A 17,354-nucleotide genomic window follows, 5' to 3' on the forward strand; every position below is an offset into this window, starting at 1 on the left:
AGTACGAGGCTGCCCTGGCACCCGTCAATGGGCCTTCCAGTTCGCATTGTCGGGGATCGTCTTGTCGGGCACATGCACCTGGATCAGGGACGGGCCGCCGGTGTTCTCCAGCGCGCCCGTCACGGCATCCCGCAACTCGCCGTACGTCCCCACTTCCCACCCCCGGCAGCCGAAGACCTCTGCCAGCTTGCTGTACTTCCACCGGTGCAGCAGGCAGGGCTTGTAGAACGGCTCGTCGGAATGGAACACCCCTGCGTCGGCGAGCCACTGCTCCACGGCGTAGACGCCGTTGTCGATGACGAAGATGATCGGGTCGAGCCCGAACCGGGTCTGTGTCGAGAGGCATTGGGCGGTCATCTGGAAGCCGCCGTCACCCGAGAAGACCAGGACCCTCTGTTCGGGGCCCTTCGCCAGGCAGATCCCCGTCGCGGCCGGCCCGCTGTAGCCGATCGACGAGTACGACGACTGTACGACGAACCCTCCCGGCCTGGGCACATCGAGCAGCAGGCTCCCGAAATAGTTCATGCTCGCGTCGGCGCTGACGATGGTGTTCGTGTCGACGTACTGCTGGATGTAGGTGTAGAACCCCTGGTACGTGATGACGTCGGTATCGCCCCCGGTCGGCACGCTGTGCGCCGGCTTGTCCGGGAGCTTCCGCTCTCTGCGTTCGATCTGCCTCGCCAGGATGTCGTCGACCAGGTGCTCGAGCGCGACCTGGCCACCGAAAAAGGTTCCGAACTTGACCGCGTCGAACGACGCGAACGCCGTCTTGTCATAGTCCGGGTCCCAGCCCAGCGAGTTGATGTCCGTCAGCCACACGCCGAGGGCCAGAATGAAGTCGGACTGGTCGGCCAGAGTCGTCACGGCCGTCGAGGACGCCTGGCCGTCGAGCACGCCGACGAACAGCCCGTCGTCCTCGGAGACGACCGCCTTGCTCAGGAGTTCCGTGACGAACGGGATATTGAGTTGGTGGATCAGACTCAGGGCCTTGTCCTGGAGGCCGAACCGGTCGATCTCCACACCGAGCCAGATGAGCGGGTTCTCGGCGCTTTCGAGCCGTGCGCAGATCCTGTCCACCGACTGTTGCAGGCTGGTCTCGTCCGACAGGATCCTGGCCGGCTTCAGCTCACCTCTCGGCTGCTCGCACTCCAGGTCGACCATGTCCTGGAGCAGCTCGATATAGATCGGACGCCGCTCGCTGATGCACTGGGTCAGCGCGTAATCTATCAACGTCGGCGCGAGGTCCGGATTGTCGATCCGTATGGCCGCGACCGTCAGGTGCTCGAACGACTGAAGATCCGTCTGGCGTCCGCTGATGAAGTGATGCGCACTGAAGCCGGTCTGCTCGAAGGTGATGGTCTTCTTGACGCTCGGTGTGCCGTTGATCAGCACCAGCGGCACCTTCTCGACATACGCGCCGGCGACCGCGTTCACGGCACACAGTGCCCCCGCGGAGTAGGTGACGCAGAGGGCGCCGATTCCCTTCATCCTTGCATAGCCGTCCGCCGCATAACCGGCGTTCACCTCGTTGACTTCCTCGACGATGTCGATTCCGTTGGGCGCGACATACCGGTTCAGCCACTCTATCGAGTAGTCGCCCGCGATGGCGAACAGGTGCTCCAGACCGAGCTGGCGCAGGCGGTCCACCAGGTATCGTCCTACAGTGCAGCCGTCGTTCATGGCGGAACACCTCCGTGGTCAGTAGTCGCTCGCGCCGCCGAACAGCCGGGGCATGTAGATGTCGAAGATGCCCGGGCACTTCCGCTCCGGATACCGTTGCAGCAGGAAGTCCTTGAAGGCGTCGTCCATCAGCCCGTTGCCGATGGCCTGTTGTGCGGCAGCGAGGTACTCGATGTTGCGGGCGACCTCGTTCTTGTCGGCGGGCAGGCCGTGGCCCGGCATGATCAACTCGCAGTCCGACGCCAGGATTCCTTGCAGCACCCGAATCCAGTGGTCCATGTGTTTCGTCAGATAAAGATGGGTGCCGCTGTAGACCAGGTCCTGAGCGAAGAACACGCCCAGGTCGGGGAGTTCCACGGTGAGGTGGTAGTCGATCTCGGTATCCGTCACCCGGTCGAGGACATACCTGACCCCGTCGATCGTCTCCGCACCGGGACGGGCGACTTCTTTCGGCACGACTATGCGCTCCGGGGCGAGGTCACCGAGTTTCCAGTGGTCGCTTCTCGACTCCTCCCCATGGTCGTGGATGAAGGCCATGGTTTCGGACAGCGCGTAGACCGTGATGTCGGTGAACGCGGTCCCCAGACCGAACCAGTGGTCGGGGTGCCGGTGGGAGAGGTACAGCCGCTCGATCGGCTTGCCCAGGCTGTCCGCGTAGTCCCGGAACGCTCTCGCATAGGGGACGAGGAACTGTCCGTCGATGAGAACCAACTGGTTCTTGGTTTCTATGATGTGCGTGGCGTTCGCGATATTGCTGTACGCGAAGGACGCGACGAACGTGTGAATACGGACATCGCCCGTCTGCTTCACGACCATGACGATGGGATCTGACAGCTGACCCGGCATGCGAAACCTCCCGAGGCTATGGGATCCGCGACCGCAGCTCCTCCAACGCGGCCTCTGCGACGTCGTAGGCGCTGTCCCTGCCGGGCACCGGGTCGTCCTCGCCCGGTCGCCAGAACCGCCGGCGTGCCATGCGCATGGAGCGGTCGAACGGCGGGATCGCGTTGAACACTTCGATCAGGTACGGCCCCTGATACACCGGCTCGATCTCGTTCAGGACGGTGTCCCACGGGATCCAGCTGTCCTTCACCGCGCCCCGGTCGGGGGCAGAGATATGGACGTAGTAGAGCCGCTGCTGTTCCACGGCTCGCCTGACGTTCTCCTTGAAGACCGACGGACCCCGGCTCTCCATCACGAGCTGCGCGGTGTCGATCGTCACGCCGCCCTGCGGGTGCTCCAGGCCCTCGAGGAAGTCCAGTGCCTCCGAGACCATGTTGGGTGGCGGTGTCTCCCAGCTCTTGACGGGTTCGACGGCGAGCTTCACCTGTTGCGCGGTGGCGTACTCCACCAGCTCTTCGAAGACGGAACGCGCCGCGTCGTAGCGCGGCTTCATCCAGTCTTGCAGGGCGTCGCTCCAGATCGGCTCATCGGTGTCGGTGACCGGAAAGACCCCGTAGGGGTAGAGGAACGGCCCGGACATGATCGAGTCGCCGCCCAGGACGCTCGTGATGTCGACGCGTGACTTCAGGTAGGACAGAGCCTGCCTGCGCTGCTCCTCGTACGGCGACGTCGGGTCGAAGGTCCGCGTGGTCCCCACATTGGTGGTGAACCTGACCCCGCCGAACCCGGCCTGGTCGAAGGCCTTCCTGAGGCGGATGTAGCTGTCGACCTCGAGCTTGTGCACGACGTTCGGGGGCTGTGCGGCGATATGCACGTCGAAGCCGTCGTAGCCCATGGCGGTCAGGGCGTCCAGGTGATCGACCAGGGTGCGCGTGTACCGTGCGTCCAGCGGCCGCAGGTCGGCCGTGAACATGAAGAAGCTGAAGAACACGTCTCGTCGTTTCGCGTTCATCGTCACCAGCCCAGAACGTCGGTGAGGTAGGCGCGGGCCTTCTTGGCGTACTCGAGCGGAACGGCCTTGTTCGGATCCTGCTCCGCCTCCACGACCAGCCACCCCTGGTAGTGCGCTGCGGCCAGCACGTCGAGGATGGGCCGGAAGTCGATCGCGCCGTCTCCGGGCACGGTGAAGACGCCGAGCGCGATGGCCTCCTGGAAGGAAAGGCCCTCGTCGCGCACCCGTTTCACGACCTCGGGCCGGATGCTCTTCAGGTGGACGTGGCCGATGCGGTCGGTGTGGGCCCGGGCCACCAGCAGCGGGTCGTCGCCGGCGAAGGCCGCGTGTCCGGTGTCGAGCAGCAGATGGACCAGGTGCGGGTCGGTCGATTCCATCAGCCGGTCGATGTCGGCCCGGGTCATGACGCCGGTGCCCATGTGGTGGTGATAGCTGAGCCTCATCCCGGCCGAGCTAGCGATCTTGCCCAGCTCGTCCAGGCCCGACGTCAGGTCGTCCCACTGGGCGTCGGTGAAGACCGGGCGGTTGGCGAACACGTCCACCGGAAGCAGGTGTGACGAGGCGCCGAACTCGGCCACGACCAGCTCGGTCCCGCCCAGTGCCCTGATATGGGCCAGCGTCTCCTCGAAGGCGGCGATCGTCTTCCGCCGCATCCTGCTGATGGTGAAGTACGTGCTCGTCCAGGGCTCGGAGACCCGTAGGCCGCGCAGATCGAGAGCGGCCTTGAGCTCCGCGGCGTCCGTCGGGTACTTGTGCCCGATACTGCATCCCTCGAAGCCGGCGAGCGCCATCTCGCTCACGGCCTGGCCGAAGGGGATACCGGCGTCGATGCCGGGGAAGTCGTCGTTCCACCACAGGGTGCAGCAGACGCCGAGCTTCACCGTGTCCGGGCTGAGGCGGTCGGCCGGATCCCTCATCCTGTCGCCCCTTTCAGGTAGCGCTCCGGGATACGGGGCGGCTGGGCCCAGGAGCCGTATCCGGGTGCCTTGGCACCGGGGGGATTGGCCCCGATGGCCCGCCACAGCAGCCCTTCCTGATAGGAGGCGGCGGTGACCGTGGAGGTGCGGGCCGCGGTGTGGGCCCCGTGGCGGTCGACCCACTCGGGCGGCAGCGCGTACCACATCCCGGCGTACCAGAGCTTGATCACATTGCGGGCCACCGGGCCGAGCCGGTCGTCGCTGAAGATGCGGTGGCGCAGGGCCACGTCGAACGCATCCCGGTCGAGCGGGGTCCGGGCACGGTCTCCGGCGTCACCCGCTGCCTCGGCCCGGGCCGCCCGGTGCGCTTCCAGCAGGGCGGTGACGATCTCGTCGCCGCAGGCGGCCCGCACTTTCGCCAGATAGGTGTGGGCCATGCCGGTGCCCAGCAGATCGGTCTCCTCGAAGGCGGTGAGGTCGACCGACAGGCAGAGGAACTCCTCGAACGACGGGGCGGTCATCGCGTCACCCCCTCGATGGTCCCGCCGGCACCCGCCGGGCCCTGCGGATCGGGCCCGGCCGAGGCCGGAATCTCGAAGGTGGGAGCGGCGTGCAGACCGCCGCTGCCCGGCAGGGGAGTGCGCACCAGCCGGTTGAACCCGTCCCGCAGACGGAACATCTCGCAGACGGCCTCCTCCAGGAGGTCCGGCTGCCCGTTGAGCGCCTTGGTCAGCAGGGCGAGGAAGGCCCCGTAGTCGGCGTTGAAGTCCCGGGCGACACGGGCCAGCTCCGATCCCGCCGGGTAGTCGGTCAGCCGGGTGCTCACCTTCACCCGGTACACATCGTCCCAGTCGATGCTCAGCGCGGGCCCCGACGGTTCATCGGGGTGGTCGCCGACCTGGTAGTAGCGCTCGAGGAGCAGCTGCCGGAACCGGTAGTAGTGGGCCAGCTCCCCGTCCGCGTCGTACATGCCCGCATCGAGGCCCTCGCCCTGGGCGGCGATGAAACGCAGCGCCCGCTGGGCCGAGTCGAGGTCGGAGACGACGATCATCACCCCGCCGCCCGAGTAGAAGTACTCGGGCCCCACCTGGAGGGCCGGGTCCCCGCAGAAGAGCTTGGGGTCGTCGGCCGCCACCCTTTCGATCCCCTCGATGATCTCCTCGTAGAACTCGCCGATGCTGTAGAAGCGCAGCCCCTCGGCCGTGGGACTGGAGATGAGGAGCGGAGTCGCGCCGGCCGGTGTCCTCACCAGCCGTGCGTCGGCACTGGGGGCCTTGCCCGGCCGCTCGATCTTGCAGAACGTCTCCACCGCCTCCCGGGAGAACGGCCGCAGATCGACGGTGAAGTCGTCCTCGCCGTCCGGCAGATAGGCCGGATACGACGGTACGAAGCCGGGACGGGTCAGGTCGGGGCTCCCGCCGAGGGCGTTCAGCACGTTGGCGACGAGGGTCAGGTGCAGCATCTCCTCCACCGCGGCCACCCGGATGATGTGGGCGGCGTCGGAGTTGGTGGTCGAGCGGATGGAGTAGTACGCGGTCAGGTACGGGGGGATGGTCGCGTGTTCCAGCGCCATCGCCGCGTTCAGGTAGCTGATCAGGTCGTCGCGGTTCTCGATGGTCGACGCGGTCACCGGGCCACCTCCCCTGAGGTCGCGTTGATCGGTGCGGTCTCGGAGTCGAGCTGGGCCAGCATGGCCCGGGCGCTGCGCAGGCACAGGGCGGCGACGGTGAGCGTCACGTTCGAGGTGCCCACGGTGGGCATGCTGCCCCCGCCCACCAGGTACAGGTTCTCGTGGTCCCAGCACCGCTGGTCCGCGTCGACCACCGAGGTCTTTGGGGTGGCGCCCATCAGGTGGGTGCCGGCGAGATGGTTGCCCCCGCGGATCTCGTACCCCACTCCGTCGTGGACCGTGTAGCCCCAGAAGTTCGGGTCGTACACGGTGTGGTCCTCGGCGCCGAGCCGGGCGAAGATCCGTTGCGACAGCTGCCGGGCGTACGCCACCCCCCGCATCGTGTACTCGGGGATCCCGTAGCTGAGGACGGGCCGCATGTTCCCCAGCTGGTCGGTGAAGTCGGGGCTCACGGTGACCCGGTTGCTCGGGTCGGCGGGCACCTCGACCATGAACGCCAGCTGAAGCTGGCGGGACACCCGGTCCACCAGGCCCTGGCGGAGGGACTCGCCGTAGCGGCCGGCGGAGTCGACCAGGTCGATGAGATCGGTCATCGGCGCGCCCCGGGCCCAGCCCCAGCCGTCGTTGTGGATGTCGATGCTGAACGCCGCCTGGCGGCTGCGGAAGCGGCCCCCGCGCAGGTCGGTGATGCCGCCGGTGCAGTTCGTGCCACGGAAGGTGCCGGCCACCTTCGGCAGCAGGCCCCACGCCAGCAGATAGGCGTGGTCCATGAAGTTCCGTCCCATCAGGCCGCTCGAACCGCGCAGTCCCGAGGCCAGCATCAGCCGGGGGTTCTCCACCGCGTTGGCGGCGAGGACGTACAGCCGGCCGCGGGCCCTCGCCGGGGTGAAGCCGGGGCTGTCGGGCCGCGCATAGCGGCGGTACTCGATCTCCGTCACCCGGCGCGTGTGCTCGTCGATGTGCACCTTGTAGGCCACCGCCTGCGCCACCAGGTCGACCCGGCCGCTCTGGAGGGCCAGTGCGAGCGTCTTCCCGGCGTTGTACTTGGCCTGCACCGGGCAGAGGGGCACGCAGTTGTTGTTGCCCTGGCACCGCCCGCCGACCTCGACCTGGTACGCGCTCACCGCCCCCCGCGGCATGTAGCCCTTCCCGCCGTCGTAGGCCGGGTTCGGTATCCCGTTCCGGCCCTGCGGGAACGGCCGGACGCGCAACTCCCGGTGCTCCCCGTCGAGTTCGACAGGCATCCCGTCGACGTCCCTGGCGACCATCCGGTCCAGGTAGGACAGGGGCAGCCCCTTCATGGGGTACACATAGCCCTCGTCGAAGGCGATCCCGAGGTACGCCTGGTCCGCCACGTCGGCGGAGACCCCGATCTCGCGTTCCGCCTCGTTGTAGTAGGGGGCGAGGTCCTCGTAGCTGAGCGGCCAGTCCGCCCCCTCGCCGTAGAGCGTGCGCATCCGGAAGTCCTCGGGCAGCATGCGCAGCGTCTTGCCCTCCCAGTGCATGGTGGTGCCGCCGAGGACCCGCGTGTAGGTGGTGTCGGTGGCGAAGGGCCCGCTCTGGACGATGTAGGAGGAGGCGTCTGGCGCACCCGGGGTGATGGGCCGTGCGTCGGTGCCACGGGGCATCGGGGCGTTGGGTACGGCCGGGTAGGGGGCCTGGTTGTCCTTGCTGATGGCCGAGTAGAACCGGTCGAGATAGCGCTCGTATCCCCTCAGGGTGAGGTCCTCCGCCGGACCCGCTTCGAGCATCAGCACCCGCTTGCCGGCGTTGCTCAGCCGCAGGGCGATGAGGGAGCCGGAGATCCCGCCGCCGACGATGACGGCGTCATAGAGGACGTTCGCCGCGGCCTCGGGGTCGGTGCGCTTCGTCGCCCCCTGGGGGAACTTCGCGTACATGAGGCAGTCACTCCTCCTCTGCCAGGCGCAACCGGGGACCGGCGTGGCGGCAGGGCGGACAGGTCGTCCACGGGGACCGTGTCGCTCGACTTGATCTCGGCGGCCAGCTTGTAGTGGGCGGGCACGAGCTCGTTCGGCTTCCCGATGCCGTCGACGGCCGAGGCCTGGATCTCCTCGAAGCAGCGCCGCATGCCGGCCTTCGCCACCCCCATGGCCGTCAGGGCCCCGTCGCGCACCCAGTTGTAGAGGCCGTAGATGGTTCGAGGGGTTCGATGATCAAGCTGCGAGTCGGTGTCGCTGCCGGCAAAAGCCTGGCGCGCAGACCACTGCCGCGTCACCAACGATACGCCGGAACCCTCACGATCGCCGCGTGAGCCGTGAGCCGTGAGCCGTGAGCCGTGAGCCGTGAGCCGTGAGCCGTGAGCCGTGAGCCGTGAGCCGTGGGCATGCACCGGGTACGGCCGCTGCGCCCGCCGGGCAGCCGTGTTGCGGGTCATCCCCCGAGTGCTTTGATGGAAAGGAAGGTGCTCACTGTCCATTCCCGTGCCGTGCGTCCAGGTGAAGCCGGCACCGAAGGGGGCGCCCCGATGGACGGTTACCCGCTGATCGAGAACCACGGCCTCATCGGCGATCTGCAAACCGCAGCGCTCGTGACCACCGAGGGAGCGGTCGACTGGTTCTGCTCCCCGCGGTTCGACTCGCCGAGCGTCTTCGGGGCGCTGCTGGACAAGCAGAACGGCGGGCACTGCACGGTCCGGCCGGTGCACCGGACGCATGCGACCAAGCAGCTGTACCTGCCCGACACGGCGGTGCTGGTGACCCGGTTCATGACCGAGGCGGGCGCGGGCGAGGTGGTCGACTTCATGCCCGTGACCGGTACCCGGGCCACCTCCCGCCACCGGCTGGTGCGTCTGATCCGTTGCGTGCGCGGCAGCATGACCTTCCAGGTGGAGATCTCCCCGCGGTTCGACTACGGCCGCAGCAAGCACGAGCTGCACATCACCCAGCACGGAGCGGTCTTCGCCGCGGAGGACGGCGCGGCGCTCACCGTGCACCCCATCCGCGAACCGGAGGACGAGCGGCTGATCGACGTACTCACCGACCAGGGTGCCGACCTGCAACTGTCGCTGGCGTTGCAGGCCGGCCAGCAGCGCGGACTGGTGCTGGAGACGGGCGCCGAGGGACCACCCGCCGAGGTCCGCCTGGACGCATACCAACGGCTCTTCGACGAGACCGTGGCGTTCTGGCGCTCCTGGCTGGCGCAGTCGCGCTACACCGGACGCTGGCGGGAGATGGTGCACCGTTCCGCGATCACACTGAAACTCATGACGTTCGCCCCGAGCGGCGCCGTGGTGGCCGCCCCGACGACGGCTCTCCCGGAGCAACTGGGCGGCGAGCGCAACTGGGACTACCGCTTCACCTGGATCCGGGACGCCTCCTTCTCCGTCTACGCGCTGCTCGGGCTGGGCTTCACGGAGGAGGCCCGGGCGTTCATCCGCTGGCTGGCCGACCGGGTCAAGGAGCGGGCCGGCAGCGGCGGGACCACGGGCCCGCTCAACATCATGTACAAGGTCGACGGCTCGTCCGACCTGGAGGAGCAGATCCTCGACCACTGGGAGGGCTATGCGGGCTCCGCGCCGGTACGGATCGGCAACGGCGCCGCGGCACAGCTCCAGCTGGACATCTACGGCGAGGCCCTGGACAGCATCTACTTCGCGCAGCAGCGCGGAATCCAGGTCGGGCACAAGGGATGGACGTCGATCCGGGAGGACCTGGACTGGCTCGCCGACCACTGGGACCAGGCGGAGGAGGGGATCTGGGAGACCCGCGGCGGTCGCCAGGACTTCACCTACGGCCGGGTCATGTCGTGGGTGGCGTTCGACCGCGCGCTGCGGCTCACCGAGGCGAACGGCTGGCCGTCGGCGGCCGGACGCTGGCAGACCGAGCGGGACGCCGTCTACGAACAGGTCATGGCGAAGGGGTGGAGCGAGGAACGGCAGGCCTTCATCCAGCACTACGGCAGTGAGGTGCTGGACTCCTCGCTACTGCGCATGGCGACGGTCGGGTTCGTCAGCCCCGAGGACTCGATGTGGGCCTCGACGCTGGACGCCATCGACCGGGAACTGGTCTGTGACAGCCTCGTCTACCGCTACAACCCGGAGGCGTCGCCCGACGGACTGCGCGGCTCGGAGGGCACCTTCTCGCTGTGCACGTTCATGTACGTGGACGCTCTCGTCCGTGCGGGGCGGACGGACATGGCACGGCTGGTGTTCGAGAAGATGATGGGGTACGCCAACCATCTGGGCCTGTACTCGGAGGAGATCGACCCGACCGGCCGCCAACTGGGCAACTTCCCCCAGGCGTTCACCCATCTCGCCCTCATCGACGCCGCCCTCACCCTCGACAGGGCGCTCGACCGGCGGTAGCCCGGTCCCGCCCACCCCCCTGTCACCGCCTACGACTGCCGTACGGCCCCCGCCAAGCGGGTCGGCGGAAGGTACTCGCGTACATACGTCCGCTCCCAGCAGGCGCCCGTCTGCCGCAGCTGCTGCCAGGTGGTGTAGCGGTAGCGGAAGAGGCGGGCGCGGATGTGCCGGGGCGGGGTGTCCGGCGGGAAGGGGGAGCGGCGCAGCAGCCGCAGGGTGTCGCGGTCGTTCTCCAGCAGGCGTTCCACCAGGGGGCCGAACCAGTCGCCGGCGTAGGCCGGGGACAGTGCCGCGAACCACATCAGCCAGTCCAGGCGCAGATGGTACGGCGCGAACTGGCGCGGCCAGCGCCGGGGATCGCCGGGCTTGCCCCGGAACTCGTACTCCCGCCAGTCCGAGTCCTCCCGCGGCACCTCGTCCAGCGTGCCCTCGACCACGACCTCGTAGCGGACCCGGCTGACGCTGCCGAACGCGCCGTAGGTGTTCACCAGGTGCAGCGGGTCGAAGGAGCGGTTCATCACCTGGCGCCGGGAGACCATGTTCGCCACCGGGCGGTAGCTGAGGAAGAGCAGCAGCGCGGCGACGGCGAGCACCAGCACCTCGTACCACAGCGGTGCCGCCGGGACCTGCGGCGCGGTCGCCGGGAGCCGCAGCGCGGACAGCGCGAGCACGATGGTGATCCAGTTCAGCCAGGAGAAGTTGCCCGAGAGGACCAGCCACAGCTGGGTGACGATCATCAGCGCGGCGGCGCCCGAGGCGATCGGCTGCGGGGTGAACAGCAGCACCGGTACGGCCAACTGGGTGACGTGGTTGGCGGCCACCTCCACCCGGTGCAGCGGCTTCGGCAGATGGTGGAAGAACCAGCTCAGCGGGCCCGGCATGGGCTGCGTCTCGTGGTGGTAGTCCAGGCAGGTCAGCTTGCGCCAGCACGCGTCGCCGCGCAGCTTGATCAGCCCCGCGCCGAACTCGACGCGGAAGAGGATCCAGCGCAGCAGGAACAGCACGACGATCGGCGGAGCCACCGTGCCGTTGCCGAGGAACGCGGCGAGGAAGCCGGTCTCCAGCAGCAGCGACTCCCAGCCGAACGCGTACCAGGTCTGTCCCACGTTGACGATCGACAGATACAGCGCCCACGGCACCAGCCACAGCAGGATCCCGGCCCACAGCGGCAGCAGCGAGTCCGCACCGGTCAGCAGGGCCGCCGAGACCGCGCAGCCGGCCCAGGCGCACCCCGCGAAGAACCGGTCGGAGTAGTGCAGCTGGAACAGGCTCGGAGCCCGCTTGAAGGGCACCCGCGCCACGAACCGGGGGACCGGCAGCATGCCGCGCTCGCCGAGCAGGGCGCGGAACTGCCGTGCGGCCGTCAGGAACGCGAACAGGTACACGCCGGCCAGGGCCCGCTGGAAGACCAGCCGGGTCAGCCAGTAGTCGGGTGCGGTGAACCAGTCCACGCCTCGGTCGTCTCCCTCATGGCCTGTGCTTCGAGTTGCCGCCCGGACGGGAGTGATGCCCATCATGGTGGGGAATCACTCAGAGTGATGATAAGTGGACGGTGCGGAGATGGCCTGATGGGGCGTCTCGCGCACCCAACCGGTCGACCGGGTCGAAGAATCGGCCAAATCCTGGCAAGGTGGGCGCATGGCTGATCGGGGAGCGAGTGCCCTGTCACTCCCGGAGGACTGGCCCGCCCATCCGGACCCGATCCTGGAGCTCAACCACATGGGCACCTTCGACTGGGACCTGGACACGGGCCAATACCACATGGACGCCCAGGCGCACCGGGTGTTCGATATGCGGCCGGACGAATTCGACGGCCGCATCGAGTCGCTGACCGCCCGCGTGCCCCAGCCCGAGCTGGCCCGGCTGGACGCGGTGGTGGCCCGCGCCATCAAGGACGGCAGCGAGAACTACGGCGCCTACTTCCGCATCCGCCGCCAGGACGGCAGCACGCGCTGGACCCACACCCAGGGCTACATCCGCCGGGACGGCACCGGCCGCCCGCGCCGGGTCGTCGGCGTGGTCCGCGACGCCACCGAGGAACTCACCGACAGCGTGGCCCGCACCGTGCGCACCGCCCAGGACGAGGCGTTCCGCCAGCAGACCAACGTCGTCCAGGCCATCTCCGCGGCCCTCGCCCACGCCCGCACCGTCCAGGACGTCATCGAGGTCCTCAAGGACACCCACGGCATCCGCAACGTCGGCGCGGCCAGCCTGGTGATGGGACTGGTCGAGGCGGGCCGGATCCGGCTCGTCGCGGAGGGCCCCGCCTACGCCTCGGTGCCCGGCACGGAGGTCACCCGGATCGACGAGCCGTATCCGATGAGCGAGGTCGTCCGCACCCTCGTACCGCGGTTCATCGAGTCCCCGGAGGAGTTCGCCGAGGACTACCCGATCCTCTGGCCGCACCTCACCGATCTGCACATCACCTCGGCCGCCTACCTCCCGCTGATCGCCCAGGCTCGCCCGATCGGCGGTATCGGGCTGCTCTACAACGACCGGCGCGGCTTCTCCGCCGAAGAGCGCGCGGTGCTGGTCGCGCTCGGCAGCAGCATCGCGCAGAGCCTCCAGCGGGCCATGCTCTACGAGCAGGAGAAAGACCTCGCCCAGGGCCTCCAGCAGGCCATGCTGCCCCGCACCATCCCCAGCGTCCCCGGCGCCGACATCGCCGTCCGCTACCGCGCCGCCACCGCCGGCGGCACCCTCGGCCGGGACATCGGCGGCGACTGGTACGACCTCATCCCGCTGCCCGGCGGCCGGGTCGGCGCGGTCATCGGCGACGTCCAGGGCCATGACACCCACGCGGCCGCCGTGATGGGGCAGCTGCGGATCGTGCTGCGCGCCTACGCCGCCGAGGGCCACACCCCGGCCACCGTGATGGCCCGCGCCTCCGTCTTCCTGCACGAACTGGACACCGACCGCTTCGCCACCTGCCTGTACGCGGAGGCCGACCTGTCCACCGGAGTGGTGCAGGTGGTGCGCGCCGGGCACATCGACCCGTTCATCCGGGACACCGACGGCACCTGCCGGCGCATCCAGGTCGACGGCGGGCTGCCGCTCGGCCTGTCCGCCGAGTTCGGACGCCTGGAGTACCCGGTCGGCACCCTGGAACTCGACCCCGGACAGACCCTGCTGCTGTGCACCGACGGGCTGGTCGAACAGCCCGGCACCGACCTGGACGACGGTGTACGCAGTCTCGTGGAGCACATCTGCGCCGGCCCGGAGGACGTGCGCGCCCTGGCCGACCGGCTGATCCAGCTGGCCGAGGAGCGCGGCGGCGACGACGACGTGGCCCTGCTCCTGCTGCACCGCCAGGAGCCGGAGGCCGCCGGGCCGGGCGGACGGCTCCAGCAGCATGTGGCCCCCGGCGACCCGGACGCCCTCACCCAGGCCCGGCACATGATCCGTGCCGCGGTCGGGGTGTGGGGCGCGGGTGACCGGGCCGACGAGATCGAGCTGGTCGCCGACGAGTTGGTCACCAATGCGCTGATGCACACCGAGGGCTCGGCGATCGTCACCCTGCGGGAGCTGGCCGGCAGCGACCGCAGGCTCCGGATCGAGGTGGAGGACTCCTCCAGCGCCCTGCCGCGCCGCCGCGAGGCGGGCGAGGACGGCGTCTCCGGCCGCGGTCTGTTCCTGGTGGAGATGCTCGCCGACGGCTGGGGGGTGGAGGCGCGCGGCAGCGGCAAGGCGGTGTGGTGCGAGTTCCGCGTCCCGGGCGGCTGAGTCCCGGCTGGCGGTGCCGGCACCGGATGGCACCCTGGACGTATGCCGGAACTGCCCGAAGTGGAAGCGCTGGCGGACTTCCTCGCCGAGCACCTGGCCGGCCGCCGGGTGGTGCGGGTGCTGCCGGTCGCGATCAGCGTCCTGAAGACGTACGACCCACCGGTCGGCGCCCTCGAGGGCGGCACCGTGACGGCCGTACGCCGGTACGGCAAGTTCCTCGACATCGCCGCGGACAGCGGGCTGCACCTGGTGACCCACCTGGCCCGCGCGGGCTGGCTCCAGTGGAAGGACCGGCTGCCGGACACCCCGCCCCGCCCCGGCAAGGGCCCGCTCGCGCTGCGCGTGGCGCTGGACGGCGGCGAGGGCTTCGACCTGACCGAGGCCGGCACCCAGAAGCGCCTCGCGGTGTACGTGGTCCGCGACCCGCAGGAGGTGCCCGGTATCGCCCGGCTCGGCCCGGACCCGCTCGCCGCCGGTTTCGACGAGGCCCGCTTCGCCGCCCTGCTGACGGACGAGCGGCGGCAGCTGAAGGGCGCGCTGCGCGACCAGTCCCTGATCGCGGGCGTCGGCAACGCCTACAGCGACGAGATCCTGCACGCGGCGAAGATGTCCCCGTTCAAGCTCGCCGCCTCCCTCACCCCCGAGGAGACCCACCAGCTGTACGAGGCTCTGCGCACCACCCTCACCGAGGCGGTCGAGCGCTCGCGGGGCACGGCCGCCGGGCGGCTGAAGGCGGAGAAGAAGAGCGGGCTGCGTGTCCACGGCCGCACCGGCGAGCCCTGCCCGGTGTGCGGCGACACCATCCGCGAGGTCTCCTTCAGCGACTCCTCGCTCCAGTACTGCCCCACCTGCCAGACGGGCGGCAAGCCGCTCGCGGACCGGCGGCTGTCCCGGCTGCTGAAGTGAGCGGGCGGGGCGGCAGAGGCTTCAGGGCGCCTTGACGGTCACCAGGGGCCGGCCGTCGGCGGTGCGCACGTCGAAGTGGGCGATCTGGTCCGGGTGCAGGGCGGTGGAGCCGAGTCCGGTGAAGACGGCGGTGCCGTGGCCGGACTCCTGCCAGGTGCCGACGACCTGTTCGGAGCCGTCGCGGCCCACGGCCACCAGTCGGCAGGTGTGCGGTCCGGTGCCGTCCTTCACCCGCAGCAGCAGCCGGCTGCCCGAGTCCCCGTCCGCGGCCGTGACCTCGGCCCACACCCCGGTGTGCGGATCGGTCGCCGCGCTGACCCGAGCGGCCGGCGCCCCCTGGCCGGCGAAGGCCGTGATCCCCGAGCCGGCCGCGGCCAGCACCACCGAGGCGGCCAGGCCGTACAGCAGCCGGCGGCGGGCCGCCCGGCGCCGGTGCGCCAGCTCGGCGAGCAGTCGTTCCAGCAGCCGGTGGCCGGGGTGCGCCAGGGGCTGCACCCAGCGCGGCGTGGCCCGGCGGTAGAGCGACAACTGTCGTGCGGTGGGGCGGAATTCGGTCACCTGCGCCGCGCACCGGGGGCACTCCATGAGGTGGTCCTCGAAGCGGAAGGCCTCCGCCTCGTCCAGCACGCCGAGCGCGTATGCGCCGACGTCGCGATGCCTTTCCAGGGACCTCATGCCGAATCCTCGTGCCGGTGAGTGGGGGTGGGGTTACTCCTTGCTCCCATTCGTACGCAGCCGACAGCCGAATCACTCAAGCCAGGCCGAGAATCACGCTCAGAGGATTCGGAGCGGCCGGCCCGGCGGATTGGTCGCTTTCCCGAAAAAGTCTCAGGGAGGTCGGCGCGGGCCGGAAGGGCGCGGGCAGTCAGAGGCGTGCCCGGAAGATCGCGGGCCGTAAGAGGCAGGCTGAAGAACCGGTGGGTGGGGAGCCGGGGGGTGGAAGGTGCAGGGGGTCAGAAGAGGTGGATCGCCAGGTGGCCGAGGGGGAGGCCGAGCCGCCAGGCCGGGGTCCATACCTGTGGGCCCTCCTCCTCGCCGGTCAGCGCCCCGCCGCCCGGCACCGCGTCCAGGTCCGGCGCGAGCAGCTCGGTCTGCTCCAGCCAGCGCCAGGCCTGGTCGGCGAGCGCCAGGTCGGGCGAGGCGGTGCCGGCGGCGGCCGCCCGCTCGGTCAGCTCGGCCATGCGGGTGCGCACCCAGTCCTGCCACGGCTGGTCGTAGGCGGTCAGCGACAGCCACTTCTCCAGCTGGGAGATCACCCGGATGCCGGACAGCTCCCCGTCGGTGTCGGACAGGAAGACGGTCAGCGCCAGGGCGTCCCGGCCGGCCCGGAACTCGAAGGACGCCGGCGGCATCAGATCCCCGGTGCGCAGCAGTTCGTCGGCGATGTACTCGGCGTACAACCAGGCCATCGGGACGGCCAGTTCCCCGCCACCGGTGCCGTCCGTGCTCTCGTGACCTCTGTGCAGCATCCCTTCCTGCCCTTCCTCCGGTGCGTGCGCGTCGCCCGAACCCCCCGGGCCGCCATCCCGCCCGGAACGTGGATGAGGACAGCCCATTGCCCCGACGGGGGCCTCAGCAAGGCGCTTTGCGAAGGCTTTGCGCTGCCTTCGGTTTCACCGCAGGTCGGTCGCATAACCGGGCAGGACCCGGCGCAGAGCGCGCAGCCCGTAGTAGGCGCGGGACTTCACGGTACCCGGTGGAATGCCGAGGGTTTCCGCCGCTTCCGCCACACTCGCCCCGCGGAAGTACACGAGTACGAGCACGTCACGGTGTTCCGGGGTGAGCGTTTTCACAGCCCTGCGCACATCGAGCGCCGCGGTGGCCCGCTCGGCGTGGTCGGCGGTGACCCGCGCGTCCTCGGGCACCGCGTCGCCGATCTCGCGGGGGCGCGCCTCCCGGGCCCGCCGGGCGTCGATCGCGAGCCGCCGGGCGACGGTCAGCAGCCAGGGCCGTACCGAGTCGAAGTCCGCGGCGTGCAGTGCCTCGGGATGCTGCCAGGCCCGCAGCAGAGTCTCCTGCACGAGGTCCTCGGCGCGCTGCCGGTCACCGTCGCAGAGCCGGTGGAGCAGGGCGAACAGGGGGCCGCCGTGCTCGCGCTGGAGCGCGGCCAGCTCGTGCTCGGCGGTCGTCGTCCCGGGGTGGAGTGAGGTTCCGGCCGTCATGGCCGTATCGCAGCGCAGGCCCGCGGGCGACGGACAGGGAGCGGGCCCGGCCGTGCGCCGGACGGTCGATCGGGTCGGCGAACGGTCCGACGAGCGGTCGGACGAGCGGTCCAGGGCGCCCCGGGCGGTCCTGGGCGGGGGTGGATGAGTGCGTCCG

Annotated in this window: 14 protein-coding genes; 3 read left to right on the top strand and 11 right to left on the bottom strand. The window is 69.8% G+C overall.

What is annotated here, in order from left to right; all coding sequences use genetic code 11:
• Nucleotides 1-24 precede the first annotated feature (24 nt).
• Genes ACZ5CZ_RS08275 through ACZ5CZ_RS08305 form a run of 7 tightly spaced genes read right to left on the bottom strand, consistent with a single transcriptional unit; the run spans nt 25 to nt 7,980 of the window.
• Nucleotides 25-1,680 carry an alpha-keto acid decarboxylase family protein gene (locus tag ACZ5CZ_RS08275; protein WP_468940384.1) on the bottom strand — a complete coding sequence of 552 codons (1,656 nt, stop codon included), beginning with the start codon at nt 1,678-1,680 and terminating at the stop codon, nt 25-27.
• A gap of 18 nt (nt 1,681-1,698) precedes the next feature.
• Nucleotides 1,699-2,490: an MBL fold metallo-hydrolase gene (locus ACZ5CZ_RS08280; RefSeq protein ID WP_468940386.1), complete on the bottom strand. Its 792-nt coding sequence runs from the start codon at nt 2,488-2,490 to the stop codon at nt 1,699-1,701.
• Between the two features lie 52 nt (nt 2,491-2,542).
• Entirely contained in the window at nt 2,543-3,535 is a 993-nt protein-coding gene (locus ACZ5CZ_RS08285; protein WP_468940389.1) for a sugar phosphate isomerase/epimerase family protein, read from the bottom strand.
• 2 nt (nt 3,536-3,537) lie between these two features.
• Nucleotides 3,538-4,452, bottom strand: coding sequence for a myo-inosose-2 dehydratase (gene iolE, locus ACZ5CZ_RS08290; RefSeq protein ID WP_468940392.1), 915 nt, complete (start codon nt 4,450-4,452; stop codon nt 3,538-3,540).
• Nucleotides 4,449-4,973, bottom strand: a complete 525-nt coding sequence (locus ACZ5CZ_RS08295; protein WP_468940395.1) for a hypothetical protein — start codon at nt 4,971-4,973, stop codon at nt 4,449-4,451. Before ACZ5CZ_RS08295 ends, iolE begins: the two co-directional genes overlap by 4 nt.
• Nucleotides 4,970-6,082: a ferritin-like domain-containing protein gene (locus ACZ5CZ_RS08300; protein ID WP_468940397.1), complete on the bottom strand. Its 1,113-nt coding sequence runs from the start codon at nt 6,080-6,082 to the stop codon at nt 4,970-4,972. Before ACZ5CZ_RS08300 ends, ACZ5CZ_RS08295 begins: the two co-directional genes overlap by 4 nt.
• Nucleotides 6,079-7,980: a GMC family oxidoreductase gene (locus tag ACZ5CZ_RS08305; protein WP_468940399.1), complete on the bottom strand. Its 1,902-nt coding sequence runs from the start codon at nt 7,978-7,980 to the stop codon at nt 6,079-6,081. Before ACZ5CZ_RS08305 ends, ACZ5CZ_RS08300 begins: the two co-directional genes overlap by 4 nt.
• A 587-nt stretch (nt 7,981-8,567) precedes the next feature.
• On the opposite strand from ACZ5CZ_RS08305, the gene ACZ5CZ_RS08310 reads away from it, so the two are divergent.
• On the top strand, nt 8,568-10,406 hold the full coding sequence (locus ACZ5CZ_RS08310) for a glycoside hydrolase family 15 protein (RefSeq protein ID WP_385846104.1): 1,839 nt from the start codon (nt 8,568-8,570) through the stop codon (nt 10,404-10,406).
• A 29-nt stretch (nt 10,407-10,435) separates the two neighbouring features.
• Here the strand turns inward: ACZ5CZ_RS08310 and ACZ5CZ_RS08315 are convergent, their stop codons facing one another.
• Entirely contained in the window at nt 10,436-11,857 is a 1,422-nt protein-coding gene (locus tag ACZ5CZ_RS08315) for a lipase maturation factor family protein (RefSeq protein WP_468940403.1), read from the bottom strand.
• A 187-nt stretch (nt 11,858-12,044) separates the two neighbouring features.
• On the opposite strand from ACZ5CZ_RS08315, the gene ACZ5CZ_RS08320 reads away from it, so the two are divergent.
• Together ACZ5CZ_RS08320 and ACZ5CZ_RS08325 are read left to right on the top strand one after the other, a co-directional pair.
• Nucleotides 12,045-14,129, top strand: coding sequence for a SpoIIE family protein phosphatase (locus ACZ5CZ_RS08320; RefSeq protein ID WP_385846101.1), 2,085 nt, complete (start codon nt 12,045-12,047; stop codon nt 14,127-14,129).
• 42 nt (nt 14,130-14,171) lie between these two features.
• Nucleotides 14,172-15,035 (top strand): Fpg/Nei family DNA glycosylase, encoded by an 864-nt coding sequence (locus tag ACZ5CZ_RS08325; protein ID WP_468940406.1) that lies wholly within the window; start codon nt 14,172-14,174, stop codon nt 15,033-15,035.
• A gap of 21 nt (nt 15,036-15,056) precedes the next feature.
• Here the strand turns inward: ACZ5CZ_RS08325 and ACZ5CZ_RS08330 are convergent, their stop codons facing one another.
• The 3 genes from ACZ5CZ_RS08330 to ACZ5CZ_RS08340 form a co-directional block, all read right to left on the bottom strand.
• A complete protein-coding gene (locus tag ACZ5CZ_RS08330; RefSeq protein ID WP_468940408.1) occupies nt 15,057-15,710 on the bottom strand; it encodes a zf-HC2 domain-containing protein in 654 nt (217 codons plus the stop codon).
• 278 nt (nt 15,711-15,988) lie between these two features.
• Nucleotides 15,989-16,504 carry a hypothetical protein gene (locus ACZ5CZ_RS08335; RefSeq protein ID WP_385846097.1) on the bottom strand — a complete coding sequence of 172 codons (516 nt, stop codon included), beginning with the start codon at nt 16,502-16,504 and terminating at the stop codon, nt 15,989-15,991.
• 144 nt (nt 16,505-16,648) lie between these two features.
• On the bottom strand, nt 16,649-17,197 hold the full coding sequence (locus tag ACZ5CZ_RS08340) for a sigma-70 family RNA polymerase sigma factor (RefSeq protein ID WP_450783983.1): 549 nt from the start codon (nt 17,195-17,197) through the stop codon (nt 16,649-16,651).
• Nucleotides 17,198-17,354: the final 157 nt, after the last annotated feature.

The sequence above is a fragment of the Streptomyces sp. NPDC031418 genome (genome assembly GCF_055581605.1).

Excerpts from the sequence above, each read along its gene's own strand:
- ACZ5CZ_RS08275 (WP_468940384.1), bottom strand. The coding sequence starts at position 1,680 with ATGAACGACGGCTGCACTGTAGGACGATACCTGGTGGACCGCCTGCGC.
- ACZ5CZ_RS08320 (WP_385846101.1), top strand. The coding sequence starts at position 12,045 with ATGGCTGATCGGGGAGCGAGTGCCCTGTCACTCCCGGAGGACTGGCCC.
- ACZ5CZ_RS08330 (WP_468940408.1), bottom strand. The coding sequence starts at position 15,710 with ATGAGGTCCCTGGAAAGGCATCGCGACGTCGGCGCATACGCGCTCGGC.
- iolE (WP_468940392.1), bottom strand. The coding sequence starts at position 4,452 with ATGAGGGATCCGGCCGACCGCCTCAGCCCGGACACGGTGAAGCTCGGC.
- ACZ5CZ_RS08335 (WP_385846097.1), bottom strand. The coding sequence starts at position 16,504 with ATGCTGCACAGAGGTCACGAGAGCACGGACGGCACCGGTGGCGGGGAA.
- ACZ5CZ_RS08295 (WP_468940395.1), bottom strand. The coding sequence starts at position 4,973 with ATGACCGCCCCGTCGTTCGAGGAGTTCCTCTGCCTGTCGGTCGACCTC.
- ACZ5CZ_RS08305 (WP_468940399.1), bottom strand. The coding sequence starts at position 7,980 with ATGTACGCGAAGTTCCCCCAGGGGGCGACGAAGCGCACCGACCCCGAG.
- ACZ5CZ_RS08325 (WP_468940406.1), top strand. The coding sequence starts at position 14,172 with ATGCCGGAACTGCCCGAAGTGGAAGCGCTGGCGGACTTCCTCGCCGAG.
- ACZ5CZ_RS08310 (WP_385846104.1), top strand. The coding sequence starts at position 8,568 with ATGGACGGTTACCCGCTGATCGAGAACCACGGCCTCATCGGCGATCTG.
- ACZ5CZ_RS08340 (WP_450783983.1), bottom strand. The coding sequence starts at position 17,197 with ATGACGGCCGGAACCTCACTCCACCCCGGGACGACGACCGCCGAGCAC.
- ACZ5CZ_RS08285 (WP_468940389.1), bottom strand. The coding sequence starts at position 3,535 with ATGAACGCGAAACGACGAGACGTGTTCTTCAGCTTCTTCATGTTCACG.